Raw genomic sequence first — 18,893 nt, forward strand, 5'->3', positions numbered from 1 at the left:
GCCGCCTGGTGTAGTCGAGGCGTGGCGCCGCTGAAGTAGATTCACAGGCGTCACACACGCCTCCGCTCGAAGGATCGATCGTGGACTCATCCATCGCCACACTGCCCGCCAAGAAGTTGCTCGCCGTCGCCGGGATCGGTCTCCTGGGGCTCACTGGCCTCACCGCGTGCACCGCCGCCGATTCCAGTGAAGACACCGAGACCGCTTCCGAGGCCGCCGCCGAGGAGACGACCGCGGCCGCTCCTGTGGTCATCGAATGCGACTACGTGCCCGCGGACGCCGATCCCCAAGCCGGCGAAAGCATCGACGCCCCGCTCGACATGTGCACGCCCGGCCAGGTCGACACCTGGGACATCGCCATCACCGCCGTGGAAGTCGACGCGACCGAGACGATCTTGGAAACCGACGCCACCAACACCGCCCCCGCCGAGGGCTCCCAGTACTTCATGATCACGCTGACCGGCACCAACAAGGCCGACGCCGCCGCCGCTCCCATGGACCTCCTGGTCGGCGTCCGCAACGAGTCCTGGACCTTCCAAAGCGACTGCGGCCTCGTCCCCGATGACATCCTCGACGCCCCTGAGGTCGCACCCGGCGAGTCCTTCACCGCCAACCGATGCGTCCCCATCGAAACCGACAAGATCGAGGGCGCCATCATCGAGATCGCGCTGCTGAACACTTGGGACGTGGACACCTACACCTACTTTGCCGCCGCTTAGCACTGCTGCGGCGCTTGGCCCGGCGATGCGCCGAGCCGGGGTCAGACACTGATCAGGTGGAGGTAGGCCTCGTCCACTTCGCTGTCGGCCTCCTCCTGCCTCGCAAGGCGGGCGGCGAACAGCCGCACCAGGTCGTGCAGCCGGAATCGTCCCGGCGACCGGGTCTCCACGAGATGCACGTCCGCGAGGGACTCCAACATCGACGCCGCTCGCTTGTCGTCGATGCCGCAGCGCACGGCGGCGACGCGTGCGTCGACATCGCCGCCGGGGACGAGAGCGAGTCGACGCAGCAGCCGCCGGTGGGCGGCATCGAGCTCGAGGTAGGAGGCGTTCAGCGCCGCGGCGACACCGCGGCGTCCCATGTCGAGCTCGTCGAGCAACCGGTCATCGTCCTCGAGGCGGCGCAGCAGATCCGCTGCGCGCCAATGGCTTCGGCTGCGGAAGCGGGCCATCGCCAGACCCATCGCCAGCGGCAGGCGCCCGCAGCGGTCCGCGACCAAGACGGCTTCTTCCTCACTGATCCGACCTGTGGCGGCGGCGGCGAGCATCGCCACGGCTTCCCACATCGGCGGCAGTCCTAGCGGCACCGAGCACGCACCCGCCAAAGGAGACAGGACGCGCCGACTCGTCGCCAGGACAAGGCTGTCCGTCGTTCCCGGCAGCAGCGCCTCCACCTCCTCGGCGTTCGCCGCATCGTCGAGCACCACGAGCACGCGACGACCCGCTACAGCGCTGCGGTAGCGGCCGGTGAGCTCGTCGACGCCCGGGAAGAGGCCCTGATCCTCCACGCCGAGGCTGCGCAGCACCCGTGCCAGCACCGATGCGAGATCCGGGCGAGGCCTGTCCGCGTCGGCGAACCCGCGGAGGTTCACGAACAGCTGCCCGTCGGGGTACCGGGAGGCGAGCGCGTGCGCGGCCCGCACCGCCAGGGAGGTCTTCCCGATGCCGGCCATACCGTCTACGGCGACAATGGAGGCCCCGTCGTCGACCGCGGTGAGGAGCGAGTCCAGGTGTGCCTCCCTACCGGCGAACGCGGTGATCACGCGCGGCAGCTCGCGGGGCACGGCAAACCGTCCGGTCGTCCCGGTGAGCGTCGCCCGATCGGGCTCGCCCAGGCCCAGCGCCGCCACGAGCAGGCGCAGCGTCCTCGGTTGCGGCCGCACCTTGCCCGATTCGATGTCGCGGACCGTGCGCGTCCCGACGCCCGACTTGAGCGCGAGCTCCTCCTGGGTCATCATCGCCCGCAGCCGAAGCGGCCGCAGTCCGGTCCCGGGGTCGGGCACTCGATCAGCCATGGCGCGTCCCCTCCCGTGATCACCGATCGGTCCGCGGGCCGCGGATGATCGACCGCGCCGATGCTATGAACCGGGTCTGAACAACGTCAAGGTCTACGCCCGCAGTTGATCCGATCGGCTCACCTCGTGAGCACATCGGCTCATTTCCGGGGAATCCCGTTGTGTCGGGAACCATCGCGGGCGCCGGCGCGTCCCAGGCGCATGTGGAAATACAGCATCACCGCCGTGTTCATCGTCGCCCTGAGCGCCTGCGGGCAGGGATCCGCCGAGGACTCCGGGGGCGGAGCACCCCCGACCATGCCCGAGCTGACGTTCTCCGTCACCGAGAAAGACGACCAGAACGAAGTCGTCATGGAGGCGACGGTGGAGATCGCGGCGGACGGCTCGTGGCAGCGCACCGGCACCGAGTCCGGTTCCGGTTCACTGACCGAGGAGCAGATCGCCGAGATCGACGAGCTCGCGAACGCCTCCGATTTTCCGAGGGGTCCGGACGACGGCATGGTCTGCACGACGGAGGTGCCGCCCTACTTCTGGTCGCTGACCGTAGGCGAGGACAGCGTGTCGAACGGCAACGGGGGATGCGTGGACAGTGATTCCGCCGTCGAGATCGTCGGCATCATCCAGGAGGCCGCCGACGTCGGAGCCACCCTGGAGACGGACGACTAGCGCAACGGCCGGGGCTCAGCCGGTGCCGGTCCTGAACTTCGCCGGCACCGGAGCGCCCATGCCGGCGTAGATCTTCTCGACCTCGCGCCAGTGCCCTTGGGCGGCGGCCGCATCGCCCGCCTCAATCGCGGTCGCCCCCAGCACCCAGAGCGCCCAGGCCTCCCCCGGGCGATGACCGCAGGAACGGTGGTCGTCGAGGGCGCGCTGCGCGAGCTCACGGGCCTCGCCCACGGCACCGCGACGAAGCCTCACCTCGGCCAGGAGGTTGAGCCCCATGGCCTCTCCGGTCCGGTACTCCCCCGCCCCGGCCAGCTCGAGGATCAGCTCCGCGTCCGCGCCCGCCGCCTCGACCTCGCCGAGCGCGAGCCTCCCCTTGGACCGCTCGATCAAGGCGTTGATCCTGATACCCGCCAAGTCGCCATTCACCACCTGCAGTGCCTGCGCGGCAGCGGCGACAGCTCCCTCGAATCGCTCAATCCCGTTGAGGGCCAAGGCGACGGCGATCAGCCCGCGCGCCTTGCCGCTGCTGTCGCCGCACAGCTCCGCCTCCCGAATCGCCCTGTCGGCGTGGGCCAGCGCTTCGTCGTACCTGCCGAACACGGAACAGATTTCTGCCATGTTCTCAGCCGTCGGGCCGCTGAGTCTGCCGTCCTCCGCGCCCTCTTCGAGGTGCACGACCCGGTCCAGTTGCCGCTGTGCCGCCTCCACTGAGCCCAGGCAGATCGACACCACGGCGAGACTCCGCAGATGCGATGCCTGGAGGCCGGGGTTGCCGATCTCCTCGGCGAGTCGGAGCGCCGCTTCGTGCAGTCGCGCCTCGGTGCGCAATTCGCCCAGCTCGCCGTGGACCACACCCAGCACGCCCAGATTGACACTGGCCGCGCGCGACCTGCCGGACGCTCGGTTCATCGCGAGCGCGGCCTCGCCGTGCGCGAGGGAGGTTCGGAGCCTGCCGATGTTCCAGCAGGCGAGCGCCATGTTGTGGTGGGCCGAGGCTCTGCCGGAATCCCATCGGGCCCTGCGGGAGAGGTCGATCGCGCGTTCGGCGTGGCGGACCACGTCCGCGTAGTCGCGCGCCTTGAGGTACGCGGTGGAGATGCAGAGTTCGGCGACCGCCTCCCCGGGGACGCTCTCCACTGCGCCGGCACCGTTCAACGCCGCTTGCCCCAGCGCCAGGAAGTCCGCGGCGCTCACCTCGACCCACGCGTGGCTGCGGAGGATGTCGGCGAGTTTCCAGGCCACTGATCCGTGGCCGTGGTCGCCGGCGTACACGGCGACGGCGATGAGGTTCTCGCGCTCGTCGTCGAGCCACTGCGCGGCCTGCGCCGCGTCCGCCACGTCCGCGGAGCCGGCGGACCGGTCGGCATCCGACAGTCTTGCGGAGCCGGGGTACCTGCGGCGGCACGCCGCATCCGCCCTGTCGAGGTACCACTCGAACAGGCGCTTCAGTGCTGCCTCTCGCACGGGGTCGTCGGCTTCGACCAGGTCGTCGGCGTAGTCCCTGATGAGATCGTGCAGGTAGAGCCTGCCGCGTCCGTCCCGATTGACCATGTGAGCGTTGACGAGCCGTTCGACCGCTCGCTCCGTGGCGGCGGTGTCGGTCTGCGCCAGCACGGCCACCGCTTCGACCGCGAGCGATCGGACCGGGACGATGCCGAGCAGCCGGAGCACTCTACGGGCGTCGTCGGGCAGGACCCGGTAGGAGCGGTCGAATGTCGCCTTGACGGCCGCATGGGGGCCGCCGACGAGCGTCGCCTGACCGCCCGCCGATTCCCGCCCCGCGTATTCGCTCGGGCCGGCGGAGTACGACCGGCCGGCCGCGTTCGCCGCCGCGATGCGCAGCGCCAGCGGCAGGAAGCCGCTGCGGCGGGCCAGTTCTGCGAGCTCCGGTCGGTCCGCCGAGCGGGGGATCCGCAGCAGGGCCTTCAAGAGTCCGGTCGCCTCGTCCGGTGTCAGCGGTGACAGGCCCACGAGGGCGGCACCGTGCCGGGCGAGGAGGTCGCCGAGGTGGTTCCGGCTGGTCACGACCACCAGCGACGTTGAACTTCCCGGCACCAGTGGGGCCACCTGCTCGGCCGACGCCGCGTTGTCGAGGAGGATGAGCATCCGTTTCCCGGCCGTCTCGGTCCGCAGGCGCGCGGCCGCCTCTTCGACCTCGACGGGCACCTGGTCGCTGGGCAGTCCGAGCGATCGCAGCATCGCCGCCAGCGCCTCGATCGGCCGACGCGCCGGGACGGTGGAGTATCCGCGCAGGTTGAGGAACAGCTGGCCGTCGGGGTAGTCGGCGGCGATGCGGTGTGCCCAGTGGACCGCCGTCGCGGTCTTGCCGACCCCGCCCATTCCTGAAAGGACGATGACGGGGGACGGCGGGATGCCGTCCTCCGCGCGTCCCGACCGAGCGGCCTCCAACTCGCGCAGTTCGCCGTCGCGTCCGGTGAACCCGATGACGTCCGCCGGCAGCTCCCGCGGCGTGGCCGCGTTAGGAGCGGCGACGTCGGACTCCTTGTCGGCCAGCGGAACCCAGGTGCCGTCCAGACTCGCCGCCGCGACCGTCGCCAGGTGCTCGTCGCGGCGGAGGATCGCGTCGTGGACGCGCTGCAGCAGCGGCCCCGGGTCGATGCCCAGCTCCTCGGCCAGGACTGCCCTGCTCTCGCGGAACACCTCCAGCGCCTCGGCCTGCCGTCCGGCCCGGTACAGCGCGAGCATCCGCAAGGCGGTCAGCCGCTCGCGGAAGGGATGCGAGCGCGCCAGCGCCTCGAGGTCGCCGATCACTGCGGCGTGCATCCTGAGGTCGAGCTTCACTTCGAGGAGTTCCTGCTGGGCGAGAAGCCGTCGTTCACCGAGCCGAGCGGCCTCGGCGGCGATCAGACCAGTCCCCGTGACGTCCGCATAGGGTTCGCCCCGCCACATTCGCATCGCCTGCGCATAGTGATCGGCGGCCTGCTCGATCCTTCCCGCGCTTCGCTCTCGCCGCGCCGTGGCCGCTAGGTCCTCGAAGGCGTGGGCGTCGCAGTCGAGGGCGCTCACGTGGATTCGATACCCGTTGGGCTCCAACGAGATCCGCTGCGGATCGCCAAGGGTCCGCCGCAGCCGATGCAGGTATACGAGCAGGGCTGCCCGGGCGTTGCCGGGCGCCGAGCCTTCCCAGATCGCCTCGATGAGCAGGTCGGTCGGGACGGCCCGCTCCGATCCGGCCAGCAGGGCCGCCAGCAGCCGTCGCTGGAGCGCAGCGCGCTGGAGCAGCGGCTCGCCGTCCCGGGCGACTTCGAGGGGGCCCAGTACTTTGAACCGCAGCGCGCCCAGACCTGCCTGCACTCGTTCACCGACCTCGCCGAGGAGTACGTGTCTCGGTACAGGGTAATGCAGTGGCGACTGCTCGACTCGTGGCCCGACGAGGGGTGTAAGCCGGCTGTAAGCGGGAGACGACATCATGATCGCCGCAAGCAGTCCCCCACATCACCGGCGAGACCCGCGGGCTCCCGGGCGATGCGATGCAGCACGGAGGAATGCCGATGCCCGGCACCCACTTCCCGGATCTCGATCCCGACGACCACGTCACTCCACGGCAACGCCAGATCCTCATCCACCTGGTGCGGGGCATGACGAGGGAGGTCATCGCCAAGGAGCTGTTCCTGTCCCGGAGCACCGTCAACCGCGAGGTCCGGGACTTGAACCGGACGCTCGGCGCCGCTTCCCCGGAGGCGCTCGGCGCCCTCGCCTTTCGTGCGGGGTTTCTCAGCGAGGAGCACTTCGGACGCACCGGCGCGCCCCCGGCTCGGGTCTGACCGGATCCTCGCTGCGCAGCGTCTTCGATCGGTGGGCGCCATGGATTTCCCGCCGGTTTCCCGCCGGTCTTCTGCCTCGCAAGTCCCGCTTGCCGGTGGCAGAATGGCCCGAGCGGCGGGGCAGCAGCGCGAGGCCGGTTACACCCCTTCTCAACCCGGAGTGGACATGTCCTTCTCGACGGCGACGGCATCGGTCTTGGAAGTCTGGTCCCGGGGGGTCGAACTTCTGCGCAAAGGCGACCTCGTGCGTGCGTCGGACTGCTTCGAGCACGTCCTCGAATACGATCCGCGCGCCGCGGACGCCTGGCTCGGAGTCCACGCCTGCGGGCAGGAACAGCTGGACGAAGCGGTGCTCGGCATGCTCGAACATCGGTCCAACCTGGGCAGGTTGCGAAAAGCCACGGGACTCGCCCTCAAGTCGTCCTTCGAGATCGGGATGTTCGTCAGCCACCCCCTCCGCGATGCCTACGACGCCTGGCTGGCGTTCATGGCCGGGCTGATCGACTCCGGACAGCTCGAACGCGCCGGTGAAGCGCTGGCCGCGGCCGACAGCAAGTACCACGACCAGGACGACAGGATCAAGTTGCTGCGTACTCGCTGCTCCTTCGAAAGAGGCGAGTGGGAAGAGGTGCTCGAGGAGTCGCACGGCATCAAGGACGCATCGCTCCACGACGAGGCCCAGTTCTATGTCGCCGCGTCCCTGGTGCAACTCAAGACGCACTATGAGGCACTGAACGCCGCCAAGGGCCTGCCGACCGCCATCAGCGATCCCGTCTACAACGCCCACATCTACTTCGTGCGAGGAGCGGCACTGGAAGCCCTGGGAGAGGATGAGCAGGCGACGCAGGCGTTCCAGCGCGCCTACCGTCTCGCTCCTGACTACGAGGTGTTCGCCGAGCGCGCCAAGGCCGCCCGCCCGGCCGGGACGACACGGACGACCGCCGAGTCACCGCTGAGGTCGTTCTCCGGAGGCGGGCCGGGAGGGGATGATCGCGCGAAGCAGCTCGCCGACGCCGGACGGAGACTGGACGCCATGATCGGACTCCAACCGGTCAAGGACCAGATCCACACCCTCAAAGCCCAGTTCCGAATGGCGGCCCTGAAGAGGCAACGCGGACTGCAGAGCTCGAGTCGGCCGCAGCACTTCGTGTTCACCGGACCGCCCGGTACCGGGAAGACCACGGTCGCCCGCATCATGGGCGAGATCCTCGCGGGGCTTGGTCTGCTCGAGCACGGCAAGGTCGTGGAGACCCAGCGCGGCGACCTGGTGGGCCAGTACCTGGGGTCCACCGCGCTGAAGACCCGCGAGAAGATCGACGAGGCGACCGGCGGTGTCCTGTTCATCGACGAGGCCTATTCGCTGGCCAACCAGGGCTATGACGGCGACGCCGACGCCTTCGGCGATGAGGCGATGCAGGAGATCCTGACGGCCGCCGAGAACCGTCGGGACCGACTCGTCATCGTCCTGGCCGGCTATACCGACGAGATCCACGAATTGCTGGCCACCAACCCGGGCCTGAAATCGCGCTTCTCCACAGTGATCGAGTTCCCGTCGTATTCGGCCGAGGAACTCACCGCCATCGGCACCTCGATCCTGACGGCCGCAGGCGAATCGCTCTCGGCCGAAGCCGAGCGTGCCCTGCATGCCGGGTGTGCGGCCGTCGTGAACTCGGGGCAGATCGACGCGCTCGGCAACGGCCGGTTCGCCCGCGAACTCTGCCACAAGGCCGCCGCTCAGCGCGACCTGCGGCTGCTCGGCGAATACGGCGACAGCGGCACGCCGAGCACGGCCGAAATGACCACGATCGAGGCCCTTGACATCGTGAAGGCCTATGAGGAGCTCGCCACCTGACGGCAGGCCTTGGGAGCAGGGCCTCACTGCTCGTCCGTGCCGTTGGGACTGACGACTGAGGCCTCCGGCCGAGATCGAATCGTGGCTCGACCAATCCCGCCGGAGGCATGCGACATCCCTGAACGCGGCCTAAAAGCCTTCCACCTTCACCGGGAACTTCACGATCGTCGCCAGATCGTTGCCGGGCTGGCCCGGCAGCGACAGCTCGGCCGTCTCCTTGAGCTTGTAGCGGGTGCCTCTGGGCGGGAAACCGCTCAGCGTCCCGACGAGGACGGCCGCTTCCTCCGCTTTCAGCGTCAACGGCTCTTCGGTGTCGGCGGGCAGCCCCAGGACCTCGGGGTACCGGACCGTGATGTTCAGCGGCACCTTGAGGGTGTGCTGAAGCTTCGGCGACTCCGACCGGTTGTGCCTCAGAACCGACCGGTCCTTGACGTTCCGGTTGGCCGGTTCGATGGCGATGGTGACGCCGCCCTGCTTGGCCGGCGAGGTCAGGTAGAACTCGCTGATCTTCGTCTGCACCGAGGACGGGTCGCCCTTGTTCGACTCGATCTCGAAGGTCGCCTTACCCTTGAGCGGGCCGGTCTTGACCTTCTGGCCCACGAAGACCAGCTCGAGCCCCTTCGAGGCGAGATCCACCTCAATGGTCGCGCCCGGTGCCGGGAGCTTGGGGGCGGCCTGGTCGGTCCGCTGCGCCGCGAGGGCGACCCCCGCGACCGCCGCGCCTACAGCCGACGCGGCGACCGCTCCCGTCGCCACCCGGCGAATGACCTTCGTACGTTTCTTCTTGGACATCTTCATTGGCGTCTCCCTCCAGTGGAGTTGCGAATCTGACGTCCTGAGGCTATTCACGAAGAGCAGCCGCGTCCCCGATTTGCGAAATTCACGAGCAGACCGGCACTTCGCAACCCTTCCACCACTTGTCTCCTCGGATGTCTTCTCGGCAGGGCCCCGGCTGGACCGCGCAGGCACCGATCCCGGCTCAATTGCTCGAGAAGGAGACCTGCCGCCGTGCATCAGTGCTAACACGAGAGCTCACCATCAAATTGCTGTGTCTTCCGTCACTTTTCCCCTGCTGGTTCGTTAAGCCCTCATGGCACGAGGTGTGAACGATGATCACCAGTCCGAGACGGGGCGTCGCAGACGCCCCGTCAGGTGCTGCCGGCACCGCCTCCGCGCCACCGCAACCGGCCCTTTGAGCGACGAGCCGGTTGTCGTGCTGCACACCCATCAAGAAAGGACTCGGTGATGTGAAAACCATTGTCGTCTATGTCAAGACTCCCGGGGCGGGCCAGCGCATCTCGGCGTGCGCGGCCGAGACGGACCTGCCGCAGAAGGTCAAGGTCGTCGACTGCGCCCCGGCATTGTTCCTCGAGCTCAGCCTGGGCCGCGTGGACGTGGTCCTGGTCGACGTCGCCCTGGCCGCACCCGACCCGGTCAAGTTCACCCGCACCGTTCGCACCCGTTTCCCGGCCACCGGTCTCGTGTTCACGGGCGCCGCCAGCCCCCGCACCGCCGCGATGCTGGCAGCCGCCGGAGCACTCGGGGTCATGCGGGCCATGACCGGCGACGGCGACGACCTGCTCGTGGCCTTCGCCCAAACGGTCGTCCTCGCCCGCCGGCGACTGACCAACACGACCAGTTCCGTACCACGCCAGCGCCCGCCTCGGCCGGCGCTCAAAGCGCTGTCCGACCGGGAGTTCCAGATCCTCACCGCACTGACCGAAGGCAAACGCAACGCAGAGATCGCCATCGACCTGTTCGTCTCCGAAGACACCGTCAAGACCCACGCGAAGCACTTGTACCGCAAGCTCGGTGCTCGCGACCGCGCCCACGCTGTAGCGATCGCCTTCCGCACCGGCCTCCTCACCTAGAACAGGAGTCCGGGTCGGCAGGTCTGGTCGGGAGCGGGGCACCGGCGATCTTGGTCGCCGGGTGCCCCAGTGGCGCAACGGTTTCAGGCTCCTGCGGGAGCCTGCTCGGCAGGGAGTGCGTGAACGCTGCGAGTATCACCGTGTGGTGCTCGCAGCGTTCGCGACGACGGCCGAGTGAGGACCGATCCGCAAGAGGCACTTACCAATCGCAAAGGTGTGCGAGGCGAACGCTCGACGCATGAGAGGGCAAACCGGATCACAATACGGCGACCGGACCCCGATGTATCAATCTTCCAAAAACTCCTCCCGGCGCCCGGAGCCCGCGCCAGCGTAGGACGAAAGCGGCGCCCCTTTCCTGAGGGGCCCGCCGGTCCAACGACAGTGAGGAATTCTATGAATGCCATCGCAACTGAACGCGCAACCCGCTCAGAATACGCATCATCCGGTTCCGCCGACGACCGCAAGCGAGGCGAATGAACCGATGCCGATGTCCATGTCGAACACCGTCGACCCCGACCATCATTCGCAGCGGAGCGAGCCACTCGTGCGAGCGGCAACAGTCCGCAGGATGGCCGCGCTGGCGCTGGCGCACCTCACCGCGGCAATGGTCGCCGTGACTCCGGCGCAAGCTGATGAAATCGACCTCGCCCACGCCGACAGCTCTGAGATTCGAGCGCACGTAAACGATCTCGTGCGAGCTCGCGCGTCCCTTGAGGATGAGACAGACCGATTCGAGGCCGAACGGCTGGAGCTCAACGCTCTGGTCGAGCAGGCCAACCTGGAATTCGGCACCGTCGAGGCGCAGCTCACGCGGGCTACCGAAGCGATCGGTACAGCGAGCGATGACCTCTCGAGCAAGATCGAGTCGCTGGCGCAAGTGCGGACCGAGCAAGCCGTCCGCTATGAGGCGTCCGAGCGCGCCGGCGAGCGCCTCGAGGTGATCAATCCGATGATCGCCCGACTCACCGACCGGTCTGAACAGCTGACCGTCGAGATCGAAAGGGCCCGGCGCGCACTCAAGGAAGCAGAAGAACGCGAACGGGAGGAGGCGGCAACCCGCTCAAGCGCCCCTGCGCCAGAGTCCGGACAGGCCCCCGAATCCGCGAGTTCGGTCGTCCAGTTCGCCTACGACCAGATCGGAAAGCCGTACGGTGCAGGCAAGACCGGGCCGAACGCCTACGACTGTTCTGGACTGGTCGTAGCCGCATACTCGCGATCGGCAGCGCTGCCCCGCTCGTCCCAAGCCCAATGGAACCAGACCGAGCCGATCAGCCGCGGTGAACTGGCTCCGGGCGACCTGGTCTTCTCACACGGGTTGGGCCACGTCGCGATCTACGTCGGCCGGAACCAGGTAGTCCATGCCACCAAACCAGGCGACACCGTGAAGATCGCCTCGCTCGACCACCTGCCCGTCAACGGGTACCGACGTGTTCGGGACTGAACTGACTCGCGGAGCCCAGATCTCATGACCGCCTGCGGGTTGTGGTCCGCAGCGCCCATACGTACGACCATGCGATCAATCCGACCCCGAGCACGCCGCACACGATGTTCGTAGTCAGGGTGACGTCCTTCGCGATGGCGGGGAAGAGCAGCAGCCAGCCGACTCCCGCGGGCGTCATCGCGAGGAATCCGATGCCGCTGGGCTCCCAGCCGGCCACATAGAAGCGCATGAGGAAACGGGTCAGCGCCGTATTGCGCACCGGCTGCAGCGAGAGCGAGGTGCCCGAGACCGTGGGCCGACCGAACGTGTTGGTCTGGTCGCCATATGCGGTGAACGACAGTTTCTCGTGGCGGAAGGACGGACGCAAGGACCGGCCGATGTAGACGAACGACAGCGCCGCGAGAGGCCAGGAGCAGTTCGGCAGCCACCACAGCACGACCGGGCCCATGATCACGGCCAGCAGCGGGGCCAGGAGGAAGACCATCGCGAGGAAGGAGCCCACCGACGACATGGAGGGTTCGGTGAACTCGGCGACCGTGAGTTCACCCGATACGACGCCGAAGATCAATATCCCCCAGCCCAAAGCGAAGACGGTCGCCCAGATCGCCAACCAGACCAGGCCGACCAGCAGGTATCCGAACGGGCGCCACGCCAGGGCCCACCGAGGTGGAGGCGTGGCGTTCCGGGTGCTCCGGTCCGGGTCGCCGGCGACGATGTCTTCCATGTCGGTCCTACTGTCGGGCGGAGGTGGCGGCGCAGGCCCTGCGACGGTACCGGTCGAAGTTGGCGATCGCGGCGTCCCCCCAGTAATGCCACGGGGTGCCGGAGGCGTCGATGCCCAACTGCTGGAACAGCGGCAGTGCCTCGGCGCCCCGGCCGGCGTTCACCAGCCCGTAAGCCGCCCAGCGCCGGTCGGCGCTCGCGTCCACACCGCCGCCGCCTTGGGGCGTGCCCAGCCAGTGCAGCATGGCGTCGAGCGCGCGGTGCACCTCGGCCTGCTGCCACACGTTCTCGTTCTCGTCCTCACCCTCGGCCGCCGCCTGGACGATCAGGAAGGCGAGCGACGGGGACGCCGGCGCGGCCTGGAGAGCGAAGCCGAGCATCCGGTCCGTGCCGAAATTGGACCAGTACTGCCCCGCGAACTCGTGTCCGCTGCGGTGGAGCGGGTCTCGGGCCAGCAGTTCACGCCAGACCGCCCCGAACTTGGCATTGTCGAAGTTGAGGCCCATGGCGAGCGTGACCAGCGTGGTCCACGGCGTCGGGTCCTCCTGCGCCAGCTCGGCCGCTTTCCATGCCGCCGCCTCGGCCTGCGGCAGAAGCTGGACGAACGCCTCGTACTGCTGGGCCGTGGTGTTCTCGTTGTTGTTGTCGCCGCGCAGCTTCCAGGCCAACCAGAGCAGGCCCTGCGCATCGACGGCCGCAATGTGCTTGTCGTCGCCGGTGCCGGACGCCCTCCACGCCTCCAGCCAGGTGCGGTCGTCGGCCACGGTCTCGGCGAGCGCATGGACCGCGGCGGCCCGCAACGCCCAATCCCCGTAGCTGCGGTTGAGCAAGTGGGCGGCCGGTCGCCAATCGCCGGCCCTGGCCGCGGTCACCGCCGTGGTGATCACCGGGACGGGGCTGATCAGGTCGGTGCGCAGCGCGTGCCTGGGCGGCAGGCCCCATTGGGCGACGTCGACGGGCGGGTCGGAGGGCAGGCCTTCGATCAGTTCGGCCGGATCGATGCTCGGATCGATCTGCTGGCACAAGGCGATCAGTTCTTCGGCGTTGGTCGATTCGAGGTAGGCCTTCCACGACAGGCCGCGGCGCTTGGCCTCCTTCCGCATGGCCATCAAGACCTTGGTCTTCTTACCGAGCAGCAGCGCCATAATGGCCGGGCCTTCCTGGTGAGTCTCTTACCGAATCGAGGAGCGCGCGCAGGCGCGAGGTGTCGGGGCGATCGTCGAGGGCGGCGTCGATCAGGTCCGGCAGCGAGTCGGGGTACCGCTCGTCCAGCCGCATGGTGCCGACCGACGGCCAGGATTCGGTCCAGTGCATTGCACCCGCCGAGGTGAGCGCCGCGGCGACTGCGCCGAACAATGCCTTGTGGACGATGAGTCTGGCTCGTTCACGAAGCACGCGGGGGCCGTCCGACGGATCGGCCGCCCGGTCCGGGTCCGCGCCCAGTTCGATCAGCCGACCCGCGTCGAGCGCGTCCAGCAACGCGCGCAGCGTCGGCGGTCCGCCGGTGACCCGGGCGGCGTTCGCCAGTACCCGGTCGGTGTTCTCGGTCAGTGAACTGATGCCGCTGATGCGGATCAACGTCGGCCAGTCCGCGCGCCGCTTAGACCTCGCCTCCGGCGTCAGATCGGCCAGCACCGCCGCGTCCAGCAGCCGCAGGGGGTCGCGCAGCAGGCCGAGCGCGGACGTGGCCGGGACGTGGATCGTGCCGACGGCGCCCAGTGCGTCGGTGGCGGCGATCCGTTCGCGCAGTGGCGGATGCGAGTCGAACGGATCCGCCGCATCCGGCGGATCGGTGCGCAGACCGTGCAGCGCGTCGTGCAGTGAGACGTGCAATCGTTGGTACCCGGCGAACACATCGGCCGGCAGATAGCCTGCGTCCCAACCGATGACCAGGTGGTTGTTCTCGAACACGTCCCACGACCCGCTGATCGGCGCCAGCTCGCGGAGCGCGGAGGCGGTGGCCGCCGAACCGACGGCGGCCGCGGCAGCCTCGTCCGCCAGGCTCTCCTGGCGCCTGCTCAGCTTCGCCGACGCACGGAACACGAACGCGCCGTAGTGCCGCAGGAGGAAATGCAGCCCCAGCTGGAGCCGGTCGCCGCGATCGATCGTGGCGAGCGTGCGTGTGAAGGCGCTGCGGCTTCGGTAGGCCAGGCCGGCGAAGCGGGTGTCGCGATTGCTGTAGTGGGCGAGTTCGTGGGTCAGCACCGCGGCGAGCTGGGCCGAACTCATCGTCGCTACCAGCGGGGCGCCGATGAACATGCGCCGCTGAGCGGAGATCAGCCCGAGCAGCCGGGTGTCCTCGCGGACGGAGGCGTTCGCCTCCGCGACCAGATGAATGTCGTCCGGGGGCTTGGTGTCCGCGACCACGGCGAGCCTGCGGACGAGCGCCCACAGCTCCGGCTGCTCGTGCTCGCGCACCGGCACGCCGTGCACCGAGTTGTCGCTCTTGGAGAACAGCACCCACAGCCCGCGGCCGAGCACCAGCACTGTCGGCACGATGAAGATCGCGATCTTGACCGCGATGACGGAGGAGACGGTGAAGAACCAGGCGTTGAACCAGACCAACCCGCCCATGAGGGCGAGCATCGCCACTGGGACGGCGTTGATCAGCAGCACCCAGAGCACGGTGCGGGGCAAGAGCATCACGAGTCGCCGCCGACAGCGCGAGCCGCGAGGGACTTGGCCTGGCTGAACATGGTCGCCTTCTCATCGTCGATACGTCAAGTACAGCAGTCGATCGCGACGATTTCGAGGCGGAAAACCGGCGGGACACCGGCAGTTCGCCTGGCTCCGTTGCCGGGAGGTGTGCCGTGCGATCGGCGTGACATGGCTTGCCACCAGGCACTTGTCATGTCAGGCGCGAATCGCGGGCCGAAATGGAGCGCCGATTCGAGGAGAAGCCGCGCCGTACCGTGGCACAGACCGGTAGATGCCGGTCGAATCCACCGTCCGAAAGGGAAAACGAAGCGATGCCGACGAAGGTGCGACGAAGGTTCAAGGCCCGCAAAGCACTGGTGGCCACGACAGCGATTGCGGCGGCCGGAGCCACCGCCGTGGTCTCAGTCCAGCTCGCTTCGGCCGAGGAGCCGACCGAAGCGACCACATCCGACGCGGCGCAGACCTGCGTCATGGAGACCCTCCCGATCCCAGAGGGCCTGCTCGCGACCGGCGTCAGCGGGATGAGCGACGACGGCTCCGTCATCGCCTACTACGCACTGCCGCTCGACCAGAGCTGGCCCGACGGACTCGGGGCGTTCCCGCGCCTGTACTCCAACGGGGAGGTCACCGAGGTGCCCATGCCCGGCGACCACCCGCGGATCCGTGACGTGAACTCCTCGGGGAACGGCACCGGATACTCGACCGGCGACAACGGGCGCGACGTCCCCTACAGCTGGAGCGGGGGCGCCCTCAATGAGCTTCCCCTCCCCGGGGAGGACGGCGGCCGCGCCGAGGGCATCAACGAAGGCGGCGACATCGTCGGCAGCGGCCAGACCTTCGAAGGCGGCGTCCCGCTCCTGTGGCCCGCCGACGGGTCCGATCCCGTAGCGCTGGCGATGCCGGACGGCGCGCTTTCAGGAGTCGCCAATGACATCGGCGACGACGGCACGATCATCGGGGCGGTGTACGACGAGAACGGCACCGCGACGGCGTACACGTGGGACGCCGACGGCACCGGTTCCCCGCTGCCGGCGCCCGATGGCGCCCAGCCGGGCGAGGGGTTCTCCATCGCCACGGACCTCAACGGCGACTGGGCCTCCGGCCAGTTCTTCGTGCCGGGCTCGGGGTCGCAACCCCAGGGCGTCCGCTGGAATCTGGCCGAAGGCACCGCGGAGCTGACCGCTCTCGAACGGCAGGTGGCGGTCAGCTCCGACGGTACCGTGGCCGGCTACGTGCCGGGCACGCCCGCGACCGCGGCCTACCAGGCCGGAGAGACGGTCGTGAAACTGCCGGGAGCCGTCGAGCCGGACGTGGAGGGCCACCTGGGCGACTACGCGCAGGAGATCAACGCCGACGGCACCCTGATCGCCGGGGACGTCTACATCGGCGAGGACGACGCCGGCCAGATCATCGACAACGCCGTCACCTGGACCTGCGGAGAGAGCGCACCCGAATAGGGTGCGCTCCAGCGGCCGTCGTGCTCTTCAGTTGCCTCACAACAACAATGATCACGACGGCCGTCCCGTGCCTGGCGACGGCATCCCCGCAGCCGAAACCCGGAAGACTTGAGTTCTAGCGTGTTCGATTGAGGTGCAATGCTTTACAACGGGTAGAGGCGACGGGCGGTACGGCTGCCCGGTGTGTTCGAGCTCAGTTCACGGCCTGGTCGTACCGATCGGGGCCGGAACCGAAGCGCACCTCGTCTCCGACGAGCGCACCCCCGCGGTCGTCACCGGACCCAAGGTCAGGAGCATCCATGTACCGCGTCCGCTGCCGCCGATGCGGCAGACCGGGGCCTGAAGCCCAGACACCGGACACTGCCGAAATCGCCGCACGATTTGTAGACGGCTGGGAACGCAGCCGTCGCAAGGGATGGATCTGTCCGGACTGCATTCCCGCCGACGAATTCTGGCTCGCCGCCGTGTCGATCCTGATCACCATCCTCTCGATGATCGCCCTGGCGGTCTTGGCAGTCCTTGCGATCTTCGACGCGCTGCCAGGTTGACTCGGCTCTCGCGTGGACGACTAGGCCGTATTTGGGCCGCGACGGGAGTGAGGCGCCGGCCGGTCGCCGGCGAACCGGCCGACCACGCTTGGTCCGGAGTTGAGCGCTGGCCTGCGCGAATCCGAGCTTGCGTGAACGCGGGTCATTTCGGGGGGAGGGGTTGCAGTCGACGAAAGAGTGAGTGTACAGTCATTCACATGCCAGCATCACGTACGCTCTCCACTGCGGAGGACCGCCGGGCGACCGTCGTCTCAAGCGCGATCGCGACCTTCGCGCACGGCGGCTTCCACGCCGTCACGATCGCGGACGTGGCGCGGCATGCCGGCATCTCTCCCGCCTACGTCTCAAAGCTGTTCTCCTCCAAGACACAGCTCTTCACCACCGCACTCGAAGAGTGCTACCGGCGCATCAAGACCGCGCTGGAACGCGGCGCCGAACAGGCCGAGAACGACTCGCCGGAGGCGCTGCTCTGGGCTATGGGCGGCGCCTACGCCGAGCTCATCGCCGACCGCGATCTGCTGATCCTGCAAGTCAACTCGCAGGCAGCGATGGCGGAACCACTGATCGCGGAAACGGTCCGCCGCGGCCTCGCCGACATCACTACTTACGTCGCCGAACGCTCGAAGGCGGACGGCCCCGCGATCCAGCAGTTCATGGCTTTCGGTCAGCTCTGCCACCTGCTCACGGTGACCGACGCCTTCGACACCGACGCCGAATGGGCCTCCCTGCTCACCGAAGGCATCCGCCACTCGGCTCCGCAACGACATGCGCCCGAACGAGAATCCTGACCGCCTCGACCGTCCGAAACCGGATACCCGCCTGAGGCGGGTCTAATTTTTGCCAACTAAGTGAGTGGTCAGCCACTCAATAACCGGGAGTTTTCAATGAACGCTCAGTCCTCCAACCTTCAGCCCCTTCACGTCGTCCTCGGCGCCGGTCCCGCAGGCACCGCCATCACCGCCGAACTCGCCCGGCAAGGGCACCGCGTCCGCCACATCTCCCGCGGCGAGATCCCGTCGACCGACGACCGTATCGAGCGGGTCCGGGCCGACCTTTCGACAACCGAGTCCGCCATCGCCGCCACCGAGGGCGCCTCGGTCATCTACCACGCGATCAATGTGCCGTACCACCTTCAGGTGTCCCTCCTGCCCGGCATCACCGAAGCGGTGCTCGCCGCGGCCGCGAGCCACGGCGCGCGGCTCGTCGTCCTGGACACCCTCTACCCGTACGGCGAAGCCGACGGCGAGGCCATCACCGAGCAGACCCCTTGGGCCGCAACGAGCCGCAAAGGCAAGCTCAGGGCCGATCTCGACCGGCGCTACCTCGAAGCCCACCGCAGCGGCGAGGTGAGCGTGGCGCTCGGCAGGTCGGCCGACTTCTTCGGTCCCGGTGTCCTCAACTCCAGCTTCGGCGGGGCCTTCTTCCCCGGCGCGATCACCGGCGGGACGGCGCTGGGAATCGGCGACCTCACCTTGCCGCACAGCTACACCTACATCACCGACGTCGCCCGCGGCCTCGCCGCGCTCGGCACCGACCCCCGCGGCGACGGCCGGGTCTGGCACCTCCCCACCAACCCTGCGATGACTACCGAGGACGTCCATGCGCTCGTTGAAGAGCTCACCGGGCAGGAGCTGAAGGTCGAGACGCTCACCGAGCCGGTGGCGTTCGGCCCGTTCGACGAGGAGTTCATGGCCGAGTACGCCGAGATGTTCTACCAGCACCGGATCCCGCAGAACATGGTCTCGGCCGACTTCGAGTCCGTCTTCGGCCTGCAGCCGACGCCGTGGCGCGAGGCCCTCGCCGCGACCCTCGACTGGTACCGGACCGCCTTCGGCGGTGACGCGCGGTAATCCCGGTGGGTGGCGGCCCGCACGCGTG

Annotated in this window: 16 protein-coding genes; 10 read left to right on the forward strand and 6 right to left on the reverse strand. The window is 68.5% G+C overall.

The window, feature by feature from the left end; genetic code table 11:
- Positions 1-80 precede the first annotated feature (80 nt).
- On the forward strand, positions 81-719 hold the full coding sequence (locus tag ACFO8M_RS09100; protein ID WP_387973605.1) for a hypothetical protein: 639 nt from the start codon (positions 81-83) through the stop codon (positions 717-719).
- A 41-nt stretch (positions 720-760) separates the two neighbouring features.
- On the opposite strand, the gene ACFO8M_RS09105 is transcribed toward ACFO8M_RS09100, so the two are convergent.
- Positions 761-2,014 carry a helix-turn-helix domain-containing protein gene (locus ACFO8M_RS09105; protein WP_387973608.1) on the reverse strand — a complete coding sequence of 418 codons (1,254 nt, stop codon included), beginning with the start codon at positions 2,012-2,014 and terminating at the stop codon, positions 761-763.
- Positions 2,015-2,215: 201 nt separating this feature from the next.
- Here ACFO8M_RS09105 and ACFO8M_RS09110 point away from each other — a divergent pair, with 201 nt between their 5' ends.
- Positions 2,216-2,680, forward strand: coding sequence for a hypothetical protein (locus ACFO8M_RS09110; RefSeq protein WP_387973611.1), 465 nt, complete (start codon positions 2,216-2,218; stop codon positions 2,678-2,680).
- Between the two features lie 15 nt (positions 2,681-2,695).
- Here the strand turns inward: ACFO8M_RS09110 and ACFO8M_RS09115 are convergent, their stop codons facing one another.
- Positions 2,696-5,995 (reverse strand): AfsR/SARP family transcriptional regulator, encoded by a 3,300-nt coding sequence (locus tag ACFO8M_RS09115; protein ID WP_387973614.1) that lies wholly within the window; start codon positions 5,993-5,995, stop codon positions 2,696-2,698.
- Between the two features lie 197 nt (positions 5,996-6,192).
- On the opposite strand from ACFO8M_RS09115, the gene ACFO8M_RS09120 reads away from it, so the two are divergent.
- Together ACFO8M_RS09120 and ACFO8M_RS09125 are read left to right on the forward strand one after the other, a co-directional pair.
- On the forward strand, positions 6,193-6,465 hold the full coding sequence (locus tag ACFO8M_RS09120) for a response regulator transcription factor (RefSeq protein ID WP_387973617.1): 273 nt from the start codon (positions 6,193-6,195) through the stop codon (positions 6,463-6,465).
- 166 nt (positions 6,466-6,631) lie between these two features.
- Positions 6,632-8,317, forward strand: coding sequence for an AAA family ATPase (locus ACFO8M_RS09125; RefSeq protein ID WP_387973620.1), 1,686 nt, complete (start codon positions 6,632-6,634; stop codon positions 8,315-8,317).
- A 129-nt stretch (positions 8,318-8,446) separates the two neighbouring features.
- On the opposite strand, the gene ACFO8M_RS09130 is transcribed toward ACFO8M_RS09125, so the two are convergent.
- Entirely contained in the window at positions 8,447-9,115 is a 669-nt protein-coding gene (locus ACFO8M_RS09130) for a hypothetical protein (RefSeq protein ID WP_387973623.1), read from the reverse strand.
- A 449-nt stretch (positions 9,116-9,564) separates the two neighbouring features.
- On the opposite strand from ACFO8M_RS09130, the gene ACFO8M_RS09135 reads away from it, so the two are divergent.
- Positions 9,565-10,188: a response regulator transcription factor gene (locus ACFO8M_RS09135; RefSeq protein ID WP_387973626.1), complete on the forward strand. Its 624-nt coding sequence runs from the start codon at positions 9,565-9,567 to the stop codon at positions 10,186-10,188.
- A 397-nt stretch (positions 10,189-10,585) separates the two neighbouring features.
- A complete protein-coding gene (locus ACFO8M_RS09140) occupies positions 10,586-11,629 on the forward strand; it encodes a C40 family peptidase (protein ID WP_387973629.1) in 1,044 nt (347 codons plus the stop codon).
- Positions 11,630-11,651: 22 nt separating this feature from the next.
- Here ACFO8M_RS09140 and ACFO8M_RS09145 read toward each other — a convergent pair whose 3' ends face one another.
- From ACFO8M_RS09145 to ACFO8M_RS09155, 3 genes are read right to left on the reverse strand one after another with little or no spacing between them, the layout of a single operon-like run.
- Entirely contained in the window at positions 11,652-12,353 is a 702-nt protein-coding gene (locus tag ACFO8M_RS09145) for a hypothetical protein (protein ID WP_387973632.1), read from the reverse strand.
- Positions 12,354-12,360: 7 nt separating this feature from the next.
- Entirely contained in the window at positions 12,361-13,497 is a 1,137-nt protein-coding gene (locus ACFO8M_RS09150; protein WP_387973635.1) for a DUF4034 domain-containing protein, read from the reverse strand.
- The gene (locus ACFO8M_RS09155) at positions 13,478-14,995 is read right to left on the reverse strand and encodes a M48 family metalloprotease (RefSeq protein ID WP_387973715.1); all 1,518 of its coding nucleotides are present in this window, start codon (positions 14,993-14,995) and stop codon (positions 13,478-13,480) included. The genes ACFO8M_RS09150 and ACFO8M_RS09155 overlap by 20 nt, the downstream gene beginning before the upstream one ends.
- A gap of 326 nt (positions 14,996-15,321) precedes the next feature.
- Here ACFO8M_RS09155 and ACFO8M_RS09160 point away from each other — a divergent pair, with 326 nt between their 5' ends.
- From ACFO8M_RS09160 to ACFO8M_RS09175, 4 genes are all read left to right on the forward strand, one after another.
- Positions 15,322-16,467, forward strand: coding sequence for a hypothetical protein (locus ACFO8M_RS09160; RefSeq protein WP_387973638.1), 1,146 nt, complete (start codon positions 15,322-15,324; stop codon positions 16,465-16,467).
- A gap of 299 nt (positions 16,468-16,766) precedes the next feature.
- Positions 16,767-17,015, forward strand: coding sequence for a hypothetical protein (locus ACFO8M_RS09165; protein ID WP_387973641.1), 249 nt, complete (start codon positions 16,767-16,769; stop codon positions 17,013-17,015).
- A gap of 197 nt (positions 17,016-17,212) precedes the next feature.
- On the forward strand, positions 17,213-17,803 hold the full coding sequence (locus ACFO8M_RS09170) for a TetR/AcrR family transcriptional regulator (protein WP_387973644.1): 591 nt from the start codon (positions 17,213-17,215) through the stop codon (positions 17,801-17,803).
- A gap of 96 nt (positions 17,804-17,899) precedes the next feature.
- A complete protein-coding gene (locus tag ACFO8M_RS09175; RefSeq protein WP_387973647.1) occupies positions 17,900-18,865 on the forward strand; it encodes an NAD-dependent epimerase/dehydratase family protein in 966 nt (321 codons plus the stop codon).
- The last annotated feature ends 28 nt before the right edge of the window (positions 18,866-18,893 follow it).

Origin of the sequence: Glycomyces rhizosphaerae, assembly GCF_042647865.1 — a bacterium.
GTDB lineage: Bacteria > Actinomycetota > Actinomycetes > Mycobacteriales > Micromonosporaceae > Glycomyces > Glycomyces rhizosphaerae.

Bases quoted from the DNA above. Each gene is read 5' to 3' on its own strand.
- ACFO8M_RS09105 (WP_387973608.1), bottom strand. From the start codon at position 2,014: ATGGCTGATCGAGTGCCCGACCCCGGGACCGGACTGCGGCCGCTTCGG.
- ACFO8M_RS09110 (WP_387973611.1), top strand. From the start codon at position 2,216: ATGTGGAAATACAGCATCACCGCCGTGTTCATCGTCGCCCTGAGCGCC.
- ACFO8M_RS09120 (WP_387973617.1), top strand. From the start codon at position 6,193: ATGCCCGGCACCCACTTCCCGGATCTCGATCCCGACGACCACGTCACT.
- ACFO8M_RS09125 (WP_387973620.1), top strand. From the start codon at position 6,632: ATGTCCTTCTCGACGGCGACGGCATCGGTCTTGGAAGTCTGGTCCCGG.
- ACFO8M_RS09130 (WP_387973623.1), bottom strand. From the start codon at position 9,115: ATGAAGATGTCCAAGAAGAAACGTACGAAGGTCATTCGCCGGGTGGCG.
- ACFO8M_RS09140 (WP_387973629.1), top strand. From the start codon at position 10,586: ATGCCATCGCAACTGAACGCGCAACCCGCTCAGAATACGCATCATCCG.
- ACFO8M_RS09145 (WP_387973632.1), bottom strand. From the start codon at position 12,353: ATGGAAGACATCGTCGCCGGCGACCCGGACCGGAGCACCCGGAACGCC.
- ACFO8M_RS09150 (WP_387973635.1), bottom strand. From the start codon at position 13,497: ATGGCGCTGCTGCTCGGTAAGAAGACCAAGGTCTTGATGGCCATGCGG.
- ACFO8M_RS09155 (WP_387973715.1), bottom strand. From the start codon at position 14,995: ATGCTCTTGCCCCGCACCGTGCTCTGGGTGCTGCTGATCAACGCCGTC.
- ACFO8M_RS09160 (WP_387973638.1), top strand. From the start codon at position 15,322: ATGCCGACGAAGGTGCGACGAAGGTTCAAGGCCCGCAAAGCACTGGTG.
- ACFO8M_RS09165 (WP_387973641.1), top strand. From the start codon at position 16,767: ATGTACCGCGTCCGCTGCCGCCGATGCGGCAGACCGGGGCCTGAAGCC.
- ACFO8M_RS09170 (WP_387973644.1), top strand. From the start codon at position 17,213: ATGCCAGCATCACGTACGCTCTCCACTGCGGAGGACCGCCGGGCGACC.
- ACFO8M_RS09175 (WP_387973647.1), top strand. From the start codon at position 17,900: ATGAACGCTCAGTCCTCCAACCTTCAGCCCCTTCACGTCGTCCTCGGC.